Here is a 17,737-nt window from a genome sequence, read left to right on the forward strand (position 1 = left end):
CGGACGCCCGGCGTACACGAGGAGCCGCTCGGCATGACGGATGGTATGACGCAGCACAGTCCGCAGGCAGGCACCACAGGGGACGGAACCGGAGCGCCCAGGGCCGGGGTGCCCGCAGCCGGGGCACCCGGTACGGGAACTTCCCTGGCCGGGGCCGCCTCCGGGTACCTCGCGTACGCGGACCGCGTCTGGACGGGCGAGGAGACCCTGCTGGCCCACTTCACGGGCGCGTACGCCGGGGAGGGCCTCATCCGGGTCGGAGAGCGCACCGGCTTCTTCCCCGCCTTCGCGAACGTCGCGGTCTTCGACACCGGGTCCGAGGGCCTGGTCATGGTGGACTCCGGCGAAGCCCGTACTGCGGACCGGTTGTACGCGGCCGTGTCCGCGTTCGGGGGCCCTGGAAGAGAGGTCCGTACGGTCGTCCACACACACGGCCACATCGACCACGTCTTCGGCGTCGGCCCCTTCGACGCCGCGGCGCGGGCCCGCGGCACCGCACTGCCCGAGGTCGTCGCCCATGAGGCCGTTTCCGCGCGCTTCGACCGCTACACCGCGACGGCCGGGTACAACTCCTGGATCAACCGCCGCCAGTTCGGCGTGCCCGGCATCGAATGGCCCACCACGTACCGCTATCCGGACACCACCTACCGGGACCGGCTCACTCTGCGCCGCGGCGAACTGACCTTCGAGCTCCACCACGCGCGCGGCGAGACCGATGACGCCACGTACGTGTGGGTGCCGGAACTCAAAACCCTCTGTACGGGTGATCTGTTCATCTGGAACGCCCCCAACGCGGGCAACCCCCAGAAGGCGCAGCGCTACCCGGAGGACTGGGCACGCGCGCTGCGCGCCATGAGCGCCCTGGGTGCGGAGGTGCTGCTTCCGGGGCACGGCGTACCGATCCGGGGAGCAGGCCGCGTCGCGACCGCGCTGGACGACTGCGCCGAGCTGCTGGAGTCGCTGTGCACGCAGACCCGCGAGCTGATGAATGCCGGGCTGCGGCTGGACGAGGTGATCCACCGGGTGCAGGCTCCGGCCGGACTGCTGGACAAGCCGTACCTGCATCCCGCCTACGACGAGCCGGAGTTCGTCGTCCGCAACCTGTGGCGCCTGTGGGGCGGCTGGTACGACCAGAACCCGGCCCACCTCAAGCCCGCCCCGGAACGGGCGCTGGCCGCCGAACTCGCCGACGCCGCGGGCGGCGCCCTGGTCCTGGCCCGCCGCGCCCGGTGGCTGCTGGCCGGCGACGAACAGCGGCTGGCCGCCCACCTGGCGGAGACCGCGGCTCTGGCCGCGCCCGAGGACCGCGAGGTCGCGCGCATACGGGCCGAGGTGTACGCGGCGCGGGCCGCCGCCGAGCCGTCCACGATGGCCCGGGGGATCTTCAGCTGGGCGGCGGCGGAGTCGGCGGCAGTGGCGGAAGGGACGAATGTGGCGACCGAGTTGACGCGCAGCGAGGAAGGGCGGCGGCGGGCCGCCGGCGCGATCAGCGTGGGCGTGGTCGACGAGGACGCGTGCTCCTGCGGAGGAGGCGGCAGCCGGGAGGACGGCAGCGGGACCGGCGGCACGGGACCCGACGGGGGGACCGTCCGGTGACCCGCACGGCCGGGGCCGGGGCGCGGCCCGGCGCACTGTCCGGAATGACCGCCTCCGAGCACCGGCGGGCATGGCGCACCACCTGGCTGCTGGTCGCCTTCATCCTCATCAACTTCGCCGACAAGACGGTGATGGGCCTGGTCGCGAACCCGGTGATGACCGAACTCCACCTGACCCGCGAACAGTTCGGTACGGCATCCGCCGCGTTCTTCGCACTCTTCAGCCTGGCGGCGCTCGGCGGCTCCTTCCTCACCCGTACGGTACGCACCCCGGTCCTGCTGCTCTGTATGGCGCTGCTCTGGTCCGCCGCCCAGCTGCCGATGCTGCTCGGCATGGCCGGCTTCGGCGTCCTGATCGCCACCCGGGTGCTGCTGGGTGCGGCGGAGGGCCCGGCGACCCCGGTGGCGGTGCACCACCTGCACGGCTGGTTCGAGGAGCGCGACCGTACGCTGCCGACCGCGGTCTTCCTCGTCGGCGCGGCGGTGGGGGTCGCCGTCGCGGCGCCGGTGCTCGGCGCGGTCACCGCCGCGTGGGGCTGGCGCTGGGCGTTCGGCGTGGTGGGCCTCGTCGGCCTGGTGTGGGCGGCGGTGTGGCTCCGGTACGGCGAGGAGGGCCCGCTGGCGCCCCCGGTGGGGCGGCGGTCCGCCGGTCGCGCCTCCGTGAGCGGCGGCTCCGTCCCGTACCGCAAGCTGCTGCTCTCCGGGACCTGGCTGTCCGCGGCCCTCGGCGCGTTCGCCGCCTTCTGGACGGTGTCGGCCACGCTGACCTGGGCTGCGGACTACTTTCAGGAGGTGGGCGGGCTGGGGCTGCGCCAGGCGAGCCTCCTGATCATGCTGGCGGCCCTGGCCAAGGGCGCCGCGATGCTTGTCCACGGCCTGCTCGTACAGCGCGCGGGCAGGCGCGCGGCAGCCGGTCTGCGCCCCCGCATCCCGCTCCCCTCGGGTGTGAAGAACGGGCTGGTGCTGCTCTTCTCCGGTGCGGCCACCTTCGCCTTCGCCGCCACGGACGCACTGTGGCTGAAGGCCGTCCTGCTGCTCGGCCCGATGGCCGTCTCGGACATCATCATGACGGTGGCCCAGACCTCGGTCTCCCGGATCTCCCCCGCGGACCGGCGCGGCGTCGCCCTCGGCACGCTGACCTGCGTCTTCGCCCTCGCGGGCATCCTGGCGCCCGCGGTGACGGGACGGCTGGTGGACGCCGGGGGGACCATCGCGGACGGGTACCTCGGCGCGTACGGGACGATGGCGGGCCTGACGGCGCTGGCCGGAGTGGCCGTCCTGCTCTTCCTGCGCCCCGAACGGGACGCACGGCGGCTGGGGGTGGCGGAGGCGACGGTGGTGAGGGGGTGAGACGGGGAGCGCGACGGGCCTTCGAGCGCCGGGCCCCGCCTTCGACCGCGCTCATCCGCCCAGCGCCCCGGACCACCGTCCTCAGCTCCCCTGGCGCCCGCACCGCCCGCCCTCAGCCGCCCAGCGCCCGAACCCCCGCCGTCGCCGCCACCGCGACCGCCACGACCAGCAGGAACGGCGCACGCAGCAGCAGCGCGACGACCGCGGCGCCGACGCCCGCCACCTTGGCGTCGAACAGCAGCTGATGCCCGTCGCTGAACGTCTCCTGAGCGGTGAGCGCGGCGAGCAGCGCCACCGGCAGCAGGGCGGCGAGGCGCTTGACGAGCGGCCGTTCCAGGGCGCCCGCCGGTACGAGGAGGCCGAGGTACTTCACCAGGTAGCAGCCCACGGCGGTGACGCCGATCGCGATCCAGACACTCATCGTGCGTCCGCCTTCCGTGTGCCGGTACGGGCCCGGCGCCCCTCCAGGTACAGGACGGCCGGGGCGGCGAGCGCCGCGGCCAGGACCGGCACGCCCGCCGGCAGCGACGGCAGCGACACCAGGAGGAGCACGGCCGCGGTCCCCGCGACGGCGCGTTCCGCCGCCGACCTCAGCATGGGTGCCAGCAGCGCCACGAAGACCGCGGGACCGGCCGCGTCGAGGCCCCAGGCCGCCCGGTCGCCGAGGGCGTCGGCGCCCATGGCCCCGGCGAGGGTGGTGAGGTTCCACAGGAGGTACATGGTCAGCCCCGTGACCGTGAACCCGAGGCGCGCGCTGCGCCGGTCCGGCTGGGCCAGGGCGACGGCCGAGGTCTCGTCGATGACCCAGTGGGCGGCGAATGGCTTGGCCGCGCCCCGGAGTCCGAGGAGGCCGGACAGCCGCAGGCCGTAGAACGCGTTACGGGTGCCCAGGAAGAACGCCCCGGCCGCCGCCGTGAACGGGTTGCCGCCCGCGGCCAGCGCGCCGACCAGGGCGAACTGCGAGGCTCCGGTGAAGACCAGCAGGCTCAGCGCGCAGGCCTGCCACACCGTCAGCCCCGCGCCCGCGGCGGTCACGCCGAAGGCGAAACCGGACAGCCCGACGGCGACGCCGACGCCGAGCGCGTCCCGGACGACCGCGGAAGGGGGTTTGGCGTCGGCCGTGAGCCGCGGCGCCGGCCGCGGTATGCGCTCCTCTCGCTCCACCTGGTCCGTTTGCGGTGTTCGTTGCGTCTGCTGCGTCTGTTCTGTTCGCTGTGCCACGCCCCGGACCCTAGGAAGCCCCTCCCCAGCGGTCTTGTACGTTCTTGCGCCGCCCGCCCGCGCACGTCGACACGCGCACGCCCGCTCTCGCCGTCACGCGCCCTCCCGCGCACGCCGGTAAGCGCCCGGTGGCACGCCGACGATCCGGGTGAAGTGGCGGTTCAGGTGCGGCTGGTCGGTGAACCCGACGGCGACGGCGGCCTCCGCCGGGGCCGTACCGGCCTCCAGGAGCCGGCGCGCCCGGCGCACGCGGGCGTCCGTGAGCCAGGCGTGCGGCGGCATCCCGTACGCGGCCTTGAAGGCGCGCAGCAGGGCGAACGGGCTGGTGTCCAGCTCCCGAGCCAGCCCCTCCAGGGTCGGTGGTGCGGTGAGCCGCTCCTCCAGGAGCGCTCTGGCGCGTTCGGCGGTGCGTGCTCCCGCCGTGGCGGGCGTACGGGCCGGCATCGGGCCGCCGTGGCGCCGCAGCAGCCGGGCCACCACGATGCGCAGCAGGCTGTCGGCGGCCAGCGCGTTGCCTTGCTCGGCTGCGCGGTGGACGCCGTCGACGAGGCGTACGGCGTGAACGTCGGCCACGAGGGTCTCGGTGAACGCGGCGGTGCCGGTGAGGCCGGCCGTCTCGGCCGCGATGCCCGCGACGAGCTGTTCGCAGGGGTAGAGCGTGGAGTACGACCAGCCCTCCGGCGTGCCGGCCTGCGCGGTGTGCGGCACTTCGGGGTTGATCATGATGATGCCGCCGTGCCCGGCGTCCGTGGCGCCGTCCGGCAGCCCGACCCGCTCCACGCCGCCGGTGACGGCGCCAAGGACGTAACCGTCGTGGGAGTGGCGGGGGAAGGAGTGGCGTACGTAGCGGGCGCGCAACAGGTCCAGGCCGGGGAGGTCCGCGTACTGCCAGTGCCGGGCCCACTCACCGCCCTTCCGGCCGGTGTGCGCGGCGACCGGTCCTGCGCCCGTACCGACGCCCTCGCCCGCCGCCCTCGCGTCCTCCGCGCCCCGCGCGTCCTCGGCCCCGCTCCCCGTCATGGCGTCATTGTGCTGCGGCGGGGCCCGCCGCGGTCGCCCCGTCCGGCACGTGGACGCCGCAGCCCGCCGGCATCACCGCAGGTGAACGGCGGGTCACCGCCGATTGTCAGTGGTCCGTTGCACGATGGGGGACATGGCCAAGGCAGCACTCGACTCATTCTCCCCCGCGACCCGCGACTGGTTCACGGGGGCGTTCCGCGCGCCCACCGCCGCGCAGGAGGGCGCCTGGCAAGCCATCGGTGAGGGCTCGGACGTGCTGGTGGTCGCGCCGACCGGCTCCGGCAAGACCCTGGCGGCCTTCCTCGCCTCGCTCGACCGGCTCGCGAGCGTCCCCCCGCCCGCCGAGCCGAAGAAGCGCTGCCGCGTGCTGTACGTCTCCCCTCTGAAGGCCCTGGCGGTCGACGTCGAGCGCAATCTGCGCAGCCCGCTGACCGGCATCCGCCAGGAGTCCGTCCGCCTCGGGCTGCCCGAGCCCGACATCCGGGTGGGCATCCGCTCCGGTGACACCCCGGCCGCCGAGCGCCGGGCGATCGCCAACCGGCCGCCCGACATCCTCATCACCACACCCGAATCGCTCTTCCTCATGCTGACCTCCTCCGCCCGGGAGGCTTTGGAAGGCGTCGAGACGGTGATCGTGGACGAGGTGCACGCGGTCGCGGGCACCAAGCGCGGCGCCCATCTCGCGCTCTCCCTGGAGCGGCTCGACCACCTGCTGGAGCGCCCGGCCCGGCGTATCGGCCTGTCGGCGACCGTACGCCCGGTGGAGGAGGTCGCCCGCTACCTGTCGCCACAGCGCCGGGTGGAGATCGTCCAGCCGCCGTCCGGCAAGGAGTTCGACCTGTCGGTGGTCGTCCCCGTCGAGGACCTGGGTGAGCTGGGCGGCTCGCCCGTCCAGGAAGGCGACACCGGTGAGAAGCCCTCCATCTGGCCGCATGTCGAGGAGAAGATCGCCGACCTGGTCCAGGCGCACCGCTCGACGATCGTCTTCGCCAACTCCCGGCGCCTCGCCGAACGCCTGTGCAACCGGCTGAACGAGATCGCGTACGAGCGCGCCACCGGCGAAGCGCTGCCCGAGAACCACTCCCCCGCCGAGCTGATGGCCGAGGCCGGCGCCGCCAAGGGGGCGCCCGCGCTGCTGGCCCGCGCCCACCACGGCTCGGTGTCCAAGGAGCAGCGCGCCCAGGTCGAGGAGGACCTGAAGGCGGGCCGGCTGCCGGCCGTGGTCGCCACGTCCAGCCTGGAGCTGGGCATCGACATGGGCGCGGTCGACCTGGTGGTGCAGGTCGAGTCCCCGCCGTCGGTCGCCTCCGGCCTCCAGCGGGTCGGCCGTGCGGGCCATCAGGTCGGCGCGGTGTCCCGGGGCGTGGTCTTCCCCAAGTACCGCGGCGACCTGGTGCAGGCCGCGGTGGTCACGGAGCGGATGCGCGCGGGATCCATCGAGTCGCTGCGCGTCCCCGCCAACCCGCTGGACGTCCTGGCCCAGCAGCTGGTCGCGATGGTCTCGATGGACACCTGGGACGTGACGGAGCTGCTGGCCCTGGTCCGCCGGTCTGCCTCCTTCACGGCCCTCCCGGAGTCGGCGTTCAACGGCGTGCTGGACATGCTCGCGGGGCGCTATCCCTCCGACGCCTTCGCCGAGCTGCGGCCGCGCGTCGTCTGGGACCGCGTGGCGCAGACGGTCACCGGCCGCCCCGGCGCGCAGCGGCTGGCCGTCACCTCCGGCGGCACGATCCCCGACCGGGGTCTCTTCGGTGTCTTCCTGGCCGGTGCCGATCCCAAGAAGGGGGGCGGCCGGGTCGGGGAGCTGGACGAGGAGATGGTCTACGAATCCCGCGTCGGCGACGTCTTCACGCTCGGTACGACGTCCTGGCGCATCGAGGACATCACCCGCGACCGGGTGCTGGTCTCCCCGGCCCCCGGCGTCCCCGGCAGGCTGCCCTTCTGGAAGGGCGACCAGCTCGGCCGCCCCCTCGAACTGGGCCGCGCGCTGGGCGCGTTCCTCCGCGAGATCGGCTCCCTCGCCCCGGAGGCCGCCCGCGAGCGGCTGTCCGCCGCCGGCCTCGACGACTGGGCGACGGGCAACGTCCTCGCGTACCTCGCCGAACAGCAGCAGGCCTGTGGCCATGTGCCGGACGACCGCACGATCGTCGTCGAGCGCTTCCGTGACGAGCTGGGCGACTGGCGGGTGGTGGTGCACTCCCCGTTCGGCGCGCAGGTGCACGCCCCCTGGGCGCTCGCCCTCGGCGCCCGCCTCTCCGAGCGCTACGGCATGGACGCGCAGGTCATGCACGCCGACGACGGCATCGTGCTGCGCCTGCCGGACGCCGACCTGATGGGCCTCGACCTGCTCGACAGCGACACCGGCGACTTCGACCCGGTGGCCCGCGGCATGGAGTACGACCCCGAGCAGTCACCCGTGGGCGCCGCCGACGTCGTCTTCGACCAGGGCGAGGTCGACCAGGTGGTCACGGACCAGGTGGGCGGCTCGGCCCTGTTCGCCTCCCGGTTCCGCGAGTGCGCGGCCCGCGCGCTGCTGCTGCCCCGCCGCACCCCCGGCAAGCGCACGCCCCTGTGGCAGCAGCGCCAGCGCGCCTCCCAGCTCCTCCAGGTGGCGGGCGAGTTCGGGTCGTTCCCGATCGTTCTGGAGGCCGTCCGCGAATGCCTCCAGGACGTCTTCGACGTACCGGGCCTGACGGAACTGATGGGTGACATCGAAGCCCGCCGGGTCCGCCTCGTCGAGGTCAGCACGCCCGAGCCGTCCCCGTTCGCCCGCTCCCTGCTGTTCGGGTACGTGGCCCAGTTCCTGTACGAGGGCGACTCCCCCCTCGCCGAGCGCCGGGCCGCCGCCCTCTCCCTGGACTCCCGGCTGCTGGCCGAACTGCTCGGCCAGGCCGAACTGCGCGAGCTGCTCGACGCCGACGTCCTGGCCGAGCTGGAGAGCGAGCTGCAGTGGCGCACCGACGACCGCCGGGTCAAGGACGCCGAAGGCGTCGCCGACCTGCTGCGGATGCTCGGCCCGCTCACCGACGACGAACTGGCCGAGCGCGGCGCCGAGTCCGGGTGGGTACGGGAGCTCGCGTCGGCCCGCCGGGCCATCACGGTCCGTATCGCCGGCCGGGACCACTGGGCCGCGATCGAGGACGCGGGCCGGCTGCGCGACGCCCTGGGCACGGCCCTGCCCGTCGGCGTCCCCGAGTCGTTCACCGAGCCCGTCAAGGACCCCCTCGGGGACCTCCTGTCCCGCTATGCCCGTACGCACGGCCCGTTCACCTCCGACCAGGCCGCCGCCCGCTTCGGCCTCGGCACAGCCGTCACGGACGGCGCCCTGCAACGGCTGGCGGCATCCGGCCGAGTCGTACAAGGTGAATTCCGCCCACCCGTCGCCCACCACCCTTCATCGGAAGCGCCGCGCGCCGACCCTTCTCCTGGCACCGGCCAGGAATGGTGCGACGCCCAGGTGCTGCGCCGCCTGCGCCGGCGCTCCCTGGCCGCGCTCCGGCACGAGCTGGAGCCCGTACCGCCCGCCGCCCTCGCATCCTTCCTCCCGCAGTGGCAGCAAGTGGGCCCCCTGGCAGCCAAGGCGCCGTACGGATCGGGGACGAACCGTACGGGAGCGCACCGATCGGGGGCACAGCGCGGCAGCTCGTACGGCCTGCGTGGCATCGACGGCCTGGTCCGCGCCGTCGAACAGTTGCAAGGGTCGTCCGTGCCCGCCTCCGCCCTCGAAAAGCTGGTCCTGCCCTCCCGGGTCGGCGACTACACCCCGGCCCTCCTCGACGAACTGACCGCCACCGGCGAAGTGCTGTGGGCCGGCGCGGGAGCCCTGCCCGGCAAGGACGGCTGGGTGTCCCTCTACCTCGCCGACACCGCCCCGCTGCTCCTGCCACCGCCCCACCCGCTGGAGCTGTCCCCGCTGCACCAGTCCGTCCTCCAGGCCCTCGCCCCCGGTTACGGCCTCTTCTTCCGCCAGCTCGCCGACCAGGTCCGCGCCACCACCCACCCCGAAGCGACGGACCCCCAGCTCGCCGACGCCCTATGGGACCTGGCCTGGTCCGGCCGCCTCACCAACGACACCCTCGCCCCGCTCCGGTCCCTCCTCGGCTCCGGCCGTACGTCCGGCGCCACCGCCCACCGCGCCAAGCGCGCCGTCCCCCGCGGCCGGTACGGCACCCTGACCGCCGCCACCGGCCGTACGGGCCGCCCCACCGCCTCCCGCTCCGGCCCCCCGACCGTCGCCGGCCGCTGGTCGCTGCTCCCCGCCCCCGAACCGGACCCCACCCACCGCGCCCACGCCCGGGCACGCGCCCTCCTCGACCGCCACGGCGTCGTGACCCGCGGCGCCGTGTCCGCCGAGGGCGTCGAGGGCGGCTTCTCCGCCGCGTACCGCGTGCTGGCCGCCTTCGAGGAGACCGGGCAGGCCCGGCGCGGCTATGTGGTCGAAGGGCTGGGCGCCGCGCAGTTCGCTATGGACGGGGCGGTCGACCGGCTCCGCGCCGTCAACACCAGCCGCGAGCGCGTCGCCGGCGAGTACGCTCCGGAGGGCCCCGGAGACCGCCGCTCCACCGGGCCGCAACGGGCCCTGGTGCTGGCCGCCGCCGACCCGGCGAACGCGTACGGAGCCGCCCTGTCCTGGCCCGAACCGCCCGACGGCGCCACCCACAAGCCGGGCCGCAAGGCGGGCTCCCTCGTCGTCCTCGTCGACGGCGAACTGACGCTGTACATGGAGCGCGGCGGCAAGACGCTGCTGGCCTGGACACAGTCCGCCGACGGCACCGCGCCCGACCACGGCTCCCCCGCCGGCACCCGTCTGCGGCTCGCCCTCGAAGCCCTCACCGACGCCGCCCACGCGGGCGCCCTCGGCACGATCACCGTGGAACGTGTCAACGGCACCGCAGCCCTCACCGCCCCACTCGCCCCTGCCCTGGAGGCCGCCGGATTCCACCCCACCCCACGCGGCTTCCGCCTCCGCCCCTGACCACCACGACGGAACGCCCCGCACCCGCACCGGGTCACCGCACGCCCACACCCGGCCACCCCACACGCGCACCCGGCCACCGCACGCCGGCACCCTGCCGCCGCATGCCCCCGGTGACCGCCCGACACCCTGCCGCCGCGTGCCCGCACCCGGTGACCGTCCGCCCCACGCCCCGCCGTCGCCCGCCCCCACCCGGCACAATGTCCCCATGCCCGAAGGCGACACCGTTTGGCGCACCGCCCGCCTCCTGCACGCGGCGCTGGCCGGTAAGGCACTGACCCGCACCGACCTGCGCGTGCCGAAGCTCGCCACCACCGACCTGTCCGGCCGTACGGTCCTGGAGGTGGTCCCGCGCGGCAAGCACCTCCTCACCCGTGTCGAGGGCGGCCTGACCCTCCACTCGCACCTGCGCATGGACGGCGCCTGGAAGATCTACGCCCCCGCCGAACGCTGGCGCGGCGGCCCCGCCCACCAGATCCGCGCGATCCTCGCCACCGCCGACCGCACCGCCGTCGGCTACCGCCTCCCCGTCCTCGACCTCCTGCGCACCGCCGACGAGGACGATGCCGTGGGCCACCTCGGTCCCGACCTGCTCGGCCCCGACTGGGACCCCACCGAGGCTCTGCGCCGCCTGCTCGCCGACCCCGCCCGCCCCCTCGGCGAGGCCCTGCTCGACCAGCGCAACCTGGCCGGCATCGGCAACGTCTTCAAGTGCGAACTCTGCTTCCTGCTGCGCGCCTCCCCCTGGCTGCCGGTCGGCCGCCTGCCCGCCCCGGAGCGCGCGACCGCCCTCGCCAAGAAACTCCTGGAAGCCAACAAGGACCGGCTCGCCCGCGTCACGACGCCGAGCGCCCGCCCGGACCGCCGCCAGTGGGTCTACGGCCGCGCCGGCCGCCCCTGCTTCCGCTGCGGCACATCGATCCGTACGGGAGAACAGGGCCCGCCCACCCAGGAGCGCGTCACCTACTGGTGCCCCACCTGCCAGCCGGAGGACGGCACAGCCCCGGGGGACCGCAAGGAAGCGCCGGAGCAGCAAACCTGACGCTACGTCACCCCTCATGCCACCGCCGAAACAATTCTCCTCGCGCCCCGCTCCCGGGTCTTACCCCCTTCGGCCGATCGGGTGACCCCGCCACCCTCGCCCCTACGAGCGGCCGCCGGAACCCCTACCCCGCGCGCGCCACGCCCTGACCACCCCACCCCTCAACACGCCCCCAGGACCGGAAAGCCGACCCGCACCCCCTCTCCCACTTCCGCCCCTTCCATCCCACCGCTCACCCCTGCCTCCGCCCCTGCCCCGCGCCCGCTCCGCCCACGGCACGCAGTGCACCGGCAACAGGCTCAGCCCCCATCCCCCGGCCGCCACCGCCCCCTCGACGATCCCCGGCGTGCCAGGCCACAGCGTCAGCCGTAGCACCGCCCACCACCACAGGCTCGCGGCAGCGGCCCTGGCCGCCATCCGGGCCGGAGATATGCCGAACCGGGCGAGGAAATCGCGCCTAGGGGGTGTCCGATGGGCCAGGGGCGGACAGGCCGCGGCGTCTGGTGCGGGGCACCGCAAGGCGCTGGAGCGTCCTGATAGCGGAGCTACCTGGGCGTTTCGGCAACGCTGCGAGGTGCCGTGCCAGACGCCGCGGCCCCGGCCCTGCCCCATCGGACACCCCCTAGCCATGGCTGCCTCCTCCGGTCGACGCTAGACGGGCGCAGCCGTCCAGCGGGAGGGCGCACCGGGGCACAACCGGCGCGAACATGTCGACGGGGCTCGTTCGTCCATCCCCGTTCCCACGGATCTCTGTCTCCCGGTATTTTCGCCCGTCACCACCCGGCCCGCATCCAGACGGCCCACGGCCGCCGCCCGGCGCGGCAGGCGCGCGCACCGGTACGGCCGCCCCCTGCCACCCCCGCACACCAGCTCGAACCCGTATCTACCCGGCCCGTCGGCCGGTGTCTCTTACGCTGCACTGAATGATCACTGCCCGACGGCGGGCACCGCCCGAGATCCACGAACGGAGACCGCCCGTGAGCGCCGATTTCCCCGCCCGCGAGCTGCGCATCGGCACCCGTACGAGCCCCATGGCCCTCGCCCAGACCGCCCAGGTCACCCGGCTGCTGCACCAGCTCGACCCGCGACTGCGGACCGTGACCGTCCCGGTCCGGGCCGAGGCCGGTCCCTGGCACGGCGACCTGTCCGGCAGCGGTGGGAAGGGGCTGTTCGTCAAGGCTCTCGACGCGCAGCTGCAGAGCGGTGCCATCGATCTCGCGCTGCACTGCCTCAAGGATGTGCCCGGCGACGTGCCGCTCCGCGCGGGCCTGGTCGTCGCCGCCCACCTGGAACGTGCCGACGTCCGGGACGTCCTGGTCGTCCCCGAGCACTCGGCGGTACGCCACCTCGACGACCTCCCGCCGGGCGCCCGGGTCGGCACCGCCTCCGTACGCCGCCGGGCCCAGCTCCTGCGCGCCCGCCCCGACCTGCGGATCGTTCCCGTACGCGGCGCGGTGGGCACCCGCCTGGACCTCCTGGACGGCAAGCGGAACGCACCAGCCGAACAGGAACAGGAACAGGACGCGCCCACCACTTTCGACGCCATGGTCCTGGCGAGCGCCGGGCTGGCGCGGCTGGGCCTGACCCACCGGGCGCGGCAGGTGTTCGAGACCGAGGAACTGCTGCCGGCCGTCGGGGCCGGCGTCCTGTCCCTGGAATGCCGCCGCGACGACAGCACCGTCGCCGCCCTTGTGGAACAGCTCAACCACGAGCCCACGCTCACCGAGGTGACCGCCGAACGCGTCATGCTCCAGGGCTTGCGCGGCCACTGCAACAGCCCCATCGCGGGCTACTGCGTCACCGGCCCGGACGGCCGGCTCTCCCTGCGCGGCATGGTCTTCTCCCCGGACGGCACCGCCTTCGCGCAGGTCCACCTGTGCAGCGACGCCCCGCACGACCCGGCGGCACTCGGCGCGCACGCCGCCACCGAACTCCTCAGCCAGGGCGCACGCTCCCTGATCGACACCGGAGTTCCCCTCTGAACCGCCTTCGCCTCCTCGGCATTTCGCAGACCGGCCCCGGCCGAAATGCCCGGCGAAGGCAGGCGTACGCTCCGATCATGGAGGGGCGTAAGGCGCTTCGGCGCCGTATTCGTATCTGGCTGGCCGTCTTCATCATCGGTCTCGTACTGAGCGGGCTGACGGCCTTTCCGCTCGTCACCGAACTCCGGTGGGCCGACACACTGCTACGGTCCGACGCGTCACCGCTCGCCGGGCATTTCCCGGGACTGGCGGAGTGGATCGGCAGGGCCAGGGAGGGGCTGGAGGCGACCGACGCGAAGTATCCGTTCCTGCTGTACGGCACGGACTGGCTGGCATTCGCGCACCTGGTCATCGCGGTGGCGTTCTACGGTCCGTTCCGCGATCCGGTCCGCAACATCTGGGTCATCGACTTCGGCGTGATCGCCTGCGCGGGAATCATCCCACTGGCCCTCATCTGCGGGCCGGTCCGCGGAATTCCGTTTTACTGGCAACTGATCGACATGTCCTTCGGCATCTTCGGCGTGATTCCGCTCCTGGTGGTCCGCCGAATGATCAAACGCCTGGAAGCGTACGAACTCGCCGCCTGAAAGCGGAAGCGCCCGCCCGGCACAGGAGCAGACGGCGCCACTTGCAGCCCACCCACGACAAAAGACCTCCCCCGGGGTTTGCGGTTTCCGAAATCCCGGGGGAGGTCCCGCACATGACCCTCAGCCGGCCTGGCTGCTGTCCTTGTGGCTCCCCCATCCGTGCCAGCGGTCGATCTCGATCCAGGCGCTGACCCGGCCGCGATCTCGCTGCGGATAGGGATTGCCCATGTAGTGCCGGGCCAGCCGGTCGATGTCGGCCAGGTCCTTGTCGTCACGGAATTCGGTGACACGGCCGATGATGCTGATGTGGGTGTACCAGCTCGACTCGTCGAGAACGGTGATCGTCACCCGGGGGTCGTTGCGCAGGTGCTGCAGACGCTTACGGCCCTCGTCCATGTTGACCAGCACCCGGCCGTCGTCCCAGAGGTACCAGGTCGCCGTGGAGACCGGCTGGCCGTCCGACCGCAGGGTCGTGATGACGGCCGGGTTGGCCTTCTGCAGCATGTCGACCGCCTCTTGCGGCAGCGGGGGTTTCGACATAGCGGACACTCCTCCATACGTTGCTGATCCGGCGTTCGTCTCCCCAACATGATCGTCTGCGCACACCTTCCCGAATCACAGACACGCCACTACGGCGCCACCTCCACGCGGCGCGGACAGCCGCGTCACCGTCCGCTACCTTCGGCAGCTCGGACCACGACCACCAGGGGCCCCGGACCACCAGTGACCCACACCTCCCCCACCCCGACCCCCGCCTCCAGACCCTCCTATCCCAAGTAACCACCACACTCGGCCACCCCGTCCCACCCGTCTGGGCCCAAGCCCTCCGAGCCGTGCCCCGTGACCTGTTCCTGCCCGGCCGGGTCTGGCTCCGCGACGGGGACGGCGGGTACGTGCCCTGCGACCGCGGCGTGGACCCGGTCCGCTGGGCCGAAGCCGCGTACAACGACGTGCCGCTCGTCACGCAGATCACCGAGGACGACGACGGGTTCCAGGAGCCCACCTCGTCCGCTTCCGCGCCCGGCACGGTGCTGCGCATGCTTGAGGACGCCGCGCTCGCCGACGGACACCGGGTACTGGAGATCGGTACCGGCACGGGCTTCCACGCGGCCCTGCTCGCTCACCGGCTCGGGTCCGGGAACGTCGTGAGCGTCGAGATCGACCCCGAACTCGCCGAAACCGCCCGCGCCGGCCTGAAGGCCGCCGGCTACGCTCCCGTGGTCATCACCGGCGACGGAGCCCACGGCCACACCGCTGCCGCCCCGTACGACCGGATCATCTCCACCTGCTCCGTACGGTCCGTCCCCGCGGCCTGGCTCGCGCAGACGGCGCCCGGCGCCCGTCTCGTCGTGCCGTGGAGCACCAGCTGGATCACCTACGGAACGCTCGTGCTCACCCGTCATCCGGACGGCACGGCCACCGGGCAGTTCGCGGGCTACGGCTCGTACATGGTGATGCGCGGCCAGCGCGCGGCCGCCGATCTCGACCGCGACCTTCTGCGCGCGGGGCAGCGCCCCAGCCGTTCCACTACGGCCTTGTCCCCCTGGGCGGTGGCCGGCAGCAGCCTGGACGCACAGTTCGCGATCGGTCTGCGTGTGCCCGATGTGTGGCACTCCTGGGACACCGACACGGGCACGGACGACGCCCACACCCGTCTGTGGCTGGCCGACGATGCCGCGACCTCGTGGGCGTCGGTGGATTACGACGGCCGGCAGACCGCCGCCTACCGCGTACGGCAGCACGGTCCGCGCCGGCTCTGGGACGAGGTCGAGGCGGCCCACCGGCGATGGGTACGCGCCGGCGAACCGGGGGTCGCCCGCCACGGCCTCACCGTCACTCCCGAAGGGCAGCGGGTCCGGCTTCACGGCCCGACGAGCACCAGCGCCCCCCTGACGGCGTCAGAGGGGCGCTGAAGCGGCCTGTCGCACAGGCCAGAAGAAGATCACGACCGGTCTAGGCGGACTCGGCCTGGAACATCCAGTGGTGCTTCTCCAGGTCAGCGGTCAGGCCGATGAGAATGTCCTGGGAGACCGGGTCGGGCTCGTCCGTGACGCGGATGCGCTCACGCATCCGGGCGATGACGGCGCCGAGCGCGTCGGTCACGACGCGGACCACCTCGGCGTCCTTGATCCAGTTGTCCTGCACCGTGTCGATGCCGCTGGTCTTCGCGACCGTCTCGGCCCGGCCGTCTGGGGAGACGCCGATCGCCGAGGCGCGCTCGGCCACCGTGTCGGCGTAGGAGCGAGCCGTGTCCACGACATCGTCGAGCTGGAGATGTACGGACCGGAAACGCGGGCCGATGATGTTCCAGTGGACCTGCTTCGCCACGAGCGAGAGATCCACCAGGTCGACGAGGGCTCCCTGCAGTGCGTCCCCGACCACCTTGCGGTCGTCGTCGGACAGCGTGCTCTTGACGACAGACATCCATTTACTCCTTTTCAGGGCGAATGACTCCGCTTCGCCCACCGTACAACCGATTGGTCCTGTCTGTACGGATCGGGTACCCAGATGCACTGCGGTAATGCGCGGGTACCCCCAGCCGACGACGGAAGTCCCGGCCGTCCCCTCCGTTCGGCCCGGCCGAACGGCCCGGGAAAGCCTTGAGCCCCGTCCGGCGGCTACCGGACGGGGCTCAAGGAAGTCGAGGGGGAGCTTCGAAGGGGTTCCAGGACCCGACAGAAAGCTTTCGGCACTCGCCACAGCACGGCGAGCCCGAGGAGGACACTTCTCGTCCACAGGAGGCACAGGGGAGGCGTCCGTCAGGGTGGGCACGCAAGCCCGGCCCGGCCCACCGCCTCCGCGGCCTCGGACCGCGGCACCGGCCTCAGGCCGCGACGACGTCCACGGCCTCCGCGGGCGCCTTGATCGTCACGCGATCCTCCGGGACCCCGGCCAACGAGGTCACGGACACCGAGTTCAGCTTGGGACGGACCGGTGCGGGCACCGGGTCGCTGGCGGCGGCGGACCGTGCCAGCTCCGCGAGCGCCAGCTCGTCGCTGACCTCCCGCATGAGCTCGGACATGCGCACGTCCAGCGCGTCACAGATCGCCGAGAGCAGTTCGGAAGAGGCTTCCTTCTGTCCCCGTTCGACCTCGGACAAGTAGCCGAGCGACACCCGGGCGGAGGAGGAGACCTCGCGCAGGGTGCGGCCCTGGCGCTGACGCTGTCGGCGCAGCACGTCACCCAGCAGGCGACGAAGCAGAATCATCGCTGGCTCCCTCCTCGGACCTCGGATCCGGATCCTTCTCGCCCCACCGTACCGCCTCGGGCCTCGGCCGTGCGGGGCGCGAGTTCGTGTTCACTCAGGGCTGCAAACATCAAAATTCCCCCCGTTGTTCCGTATCCTGTGCCGCCGCGTTCTCTGTCAGTTGGCTCACCAGCAGCCGGAGCACCGCCGTCACCGTGTCCCGGCGGATCCGCCGGCGGTCGCCGTCCAGCGTGAGACGTAGCACACCGCCTGCGCCGCCGGGCCCGTCGGCCGCGACGAAGACGGTGCCCACGGGCTGTCCGTCCTGGGGGTCAGGGCCGGCAACCCCTGTAGTGGCGATACCCCAGTGCGCGCTCAGCACACGCCTTACACCACGGGCCATCTGGCGGGCAACCTCCGCGTCCACGGCGCCGCGCGCGTCGAGCAGCGGCCCGTCGACACCGAGAAGGTCCCGTTTGAGCTCGGTCGCGTACGCCGTGACCGAGCCCCGGAAGACCCGGGAGGCTCCGGGTACCCCGGTCAGCGCTCCGGCAACCAGCCCGCCCGTAAGGGACTCGGCCACCGCCAGACTCTCCCCGCGCTCCGCGAGCACGTCGAGCGCCCGCGCTGCCGTGGACAGCACCTCGGAGCACGCGACGTCCTCGTAAGCCGGATCCAGGATCCCCTCGCCGGGTGGCGCGCTGCCGCCCTCAGGGGCCTCTACGCCCGCTGCCCGCCCGGTTTCAGCGTGCATTTCCGCAGCCACTTCGGAAGGTCG

General features: G+C 73.3%; 14 protein-coding genes. 7 read left to right on the forward strand and 7 right to left on the reverse strand.

The annotated features are described in order from the left end of the window. Positions 1-33 precede the first annotated feature (33 nt). Positions 34-1,596, forward strand: coding sequence for an alkyl sulfatase dimerization domain-containing protein (locus ACZ4Z1_RS24830; RefSeq protein WP_468488803.1), 1,563 nt, complete (start codon positions 34-36; stop codon positions 1,594-1,596). After that, positions 1,593-2,945, forward strand: a complete 1,353-nt coding sequence (locus ACZ4Z1_RS24835; RefSeq protein ID WP_468488804.1) for an MFS transporter — start codon at positions 1,593-1,595, stop codon at positions 2,943-2,945. The genes ACZ4Z1_RS24830 and ACZ4Z1_RS24835 overlap by 4 nt, the downstream gene beginning before the upstream one ends. Before the next feature lie 112 nt (positions 2,946-3,057). Here the strand turns inward: ACZ4Z1_RS24835 and ACZ4Z1_RS24840 are convergent, their stop codons facing one another. The 3 genes from ACZ4Z1_RS24840 to ACZ4Z1_RS24850 all read right to left on the reverse strand — a co-directional run bounded on the left by ACZ4Z1_RS24840 (position 3,058) and on the right by ACZ4Z1_RS24850 (position 5,186). Continuing rightward, positions 3,058-3,366, reverse strand: coding sequence for an AzlD domain-containing protein (locus tag ACZ4Z1_RS24840; protein ID WP_468488805.1), 309 nt, complete (start codon positions 3,364-3,366; stop codon positions 3,058-3,060). Further along, a complete protein-coding gene (locus ACZ4Z1_RS24845) occupies positions 3,363-4,109 on the reverse strand; it encodes an AzlC family ABC transporter permease (protein ID WP_468488834.1) in 747 nt (248 codons plus the stop codon). Before ACZ4Z1_RS24845 ends, ACZ4Z1_RS24840 begins: the two co-directional genes overlap by 4 nt. Before the next feature lie 150 nt (positions 4,110-4,259). Then, entirely contained in the window at positions 4,260-5,186 is a 927-nt protein-coding gene (locus ACZ4Z1_RS24850) for an AraC family transcriptional regulator (protein ID WP_468488806.1), read from the reverse strand. Positions 5,187-5,319: 133 nt separating this feature from the next. On the opposite strand from ACZ4Z1_RS24850, the gene ACZ4Z1_RS24855 reads away from it, so the two are divergent. The 4 genes from ACZ4Z1_RS24855 (at position 5,320) to ACZ4Z1_RS24870 (ending at position 13,772) form a co-directional block, all read left to right on the forward strand. Further along, complete coding sequence (locus ACZ4Z1_RS24855) at positions 5,320-10,161, forward strand: ATP-dependent helicase (RefSeq protein ID WP_468488807.1); 4,842 nt, start codon at positions 5,320-5,322, stop codon at positions 10,159-10,161. Between the two features lie 208 nt (positions 10,162-10,369). Beyond that, positions 10,370-11,203: an Fpg/Nei family DNA glycosylase gene (locus ACZ4Z1_RS24860; protein WP_468488808.1), complete on the forward strand. Its 834-nt coding sequence runs from the start codon at positions 10,370-10,372 to the stop codon at positions 11,201-11,203. Positions 11,204-12,180: 977 nt separating this feature from the next. Then, positions 12,181-13,185, forward strand: a complete 1,005-nt coding sequence (hemC, locus tag ACZ4Z1_RS24865; protein ID WP_468488809.1) for a hydroxymethylbilane synthase — start codon at positions 12,181-12,183, stop codon at positions 13,183-13,185. 77 nt (positions 13,186-13,262) lie between these two features. After that, positions 13,263-13,772 (forward strand): hypothetical protein, encoded by a 510-nt coding sequence (locus ACZ4Z1_RS24870; RefSeq protein ID WP_468488810.1) that lies wholly within the window; start codon positions 13,263-13,265, stop codon positions 13,770-13,772. Positions 13,773-13,892: 120 nt separating this feature from the next. On the opposite strand, the gene ACZ4Z1_RS24875 is transcribed toward ACZ4Z1_RS24870, so the two are convergent. After that, positions 13,893-14,312: a PPOX class F420-dependent oxidoreductase gene (locus tag ACZ4Z1_RS24875; RefSeq protein WP_468488811.1), complete on the reverse strand. Its 420-nt coding sequence runs from the start codon at positions 14,310-14,312 to the stop codon at positions 13,893-13,895. Positions 14,313-14,605: 293 nt separating this feature from the next. Between ACZ4Z1_RS24875 and ACZ4Z1_RS24880 the strand changes: the two genes are divergently transcribed. Beyond that, positions 14,606-15,685, forward strand: a complete 1,080-nt coding sequence (locus ACZ4Z1_RS24880) for a methyltransferase domain-containing protein (RefSeq protein WP_468488812.1) — start codon at positions 14,606-14,608, stop codon at positions 15,683-15,685. A 40-nt stretch (positions 15,686-15,725) separates the two neighbouring features. Here the strand turns inward: ACZ4Z1_RS24880 and ACZ4Z1_RS24885 are convergent, their stop codons facing one another. The 3 genes from ACZ4Z1_RS24885 to ACZ4Z1_RS24895 all read right to left on the reverse strand — a co-directional run bounded on the left by ACZ4Z1_RS24885 (position 15,726) and on the right by ACZ4Z1_RS24895 (position 17,599). Then, complete coding sequence (locus ACZ4Z1_RS24885) at positions 15,726-16,196, reverse strand: Dps family protein (protein WP_468488813.1); 471 nt, start codon at positions 16,194-16,196, stop codon at positions 15,726-15,728. Between the two features lie 400 nt (positions 16,197-16,596). Continuing rightward, entirely contained in the window at positions 16,597-16,980 is a 384-nt protein-coding gene (locus ACZ4Z1_RS24890; protein ID WP_030024638.1) for a helix-turn-helix domain-containing protein, read from the reverse strand. A gap of 109 nt (positions 16,981-17,089) precedes the next feature. Continuing rightward, entirely contained in the window at positions 17,090-17,599 is a 510-nt protein-coding gene (locus ACZ4Z1_RS24895) for a CinA family protein (RefSeq protein ID WP_468488835.1), read from the reverse strand. Positions 17,600-17,737: the final 138 nt, after the last annotated feature.

Source organism: Streptomyces sp. NPDC030165 (genome assembly GCF_055573595.1).

Coding starts and splice junctions, on each gene's coding strand:
- ACZ4Z1_RS24885 (WP_468488813.1), bottom strand. CDS start 16,196: ATGTCTGTCGTCAAGAGCACGCTGTCCGACGACGACCGCAAGGTGGTC.
- ACZ4Z1_RS24850 (WP_468488806.1), bottom strand. CDS start 5,186: ATGACGGGGAGCGGGGCCGAGGACGCGCGGGGCGCGGAGGACGCGAGG.
- ACZ4Z1_RS24830 (WP_468488803.1), top strand. CDS start 34: ATGACGGATGGTATGACGCAGCACAGTCCGCAGGCAGGCACCACAGGG.
- ACZ4Z1_RS24855 (WP_468488807.1), top strand. CDS start 5,320: ATGGCCAAGGCAGCACTCGACTCATTCTCCCCCGCGACCCGCGACTGG.
- ACZ4Z1_RS24860 (WP_468488808.1), top strand. CDS start 10,370: ATGCCCGAAGGCGACACCGTTTGGCGCACCGCCCGCCTCCTGCACGCG.
- ACZ4Z1_RS24840 (WP_468488805.1), bottom strand. CDS start 3,366: ATGAGTGTCTGGATCGCGATCGGCGTCACCGCCGTGGGCTGCTACCTG.
- ACZ4Z1_RS24870 (WP_468488810.1), top strand. CDS start 13,263: ATGGAGGGGCGTAAGGCGCTTCGGCGCCGTATTCGTATCTGGCTGGCC.
- ACZ4Z1_RS24875 (WP_468488811.1), bottom strand. CDS start 14,312: ATGTCGAAACCCCCGCTGCCGCAAGAGGCGGTCGACATGCTGCAGAAG.
- ACZ4Z1_RS24890 (WP_030024638.1), bottom strand. CDS start 16,980: ATGATTCTGCTTCGTCGCCTGCTGGGTGACGTGCTGCGCCGACAGCGT.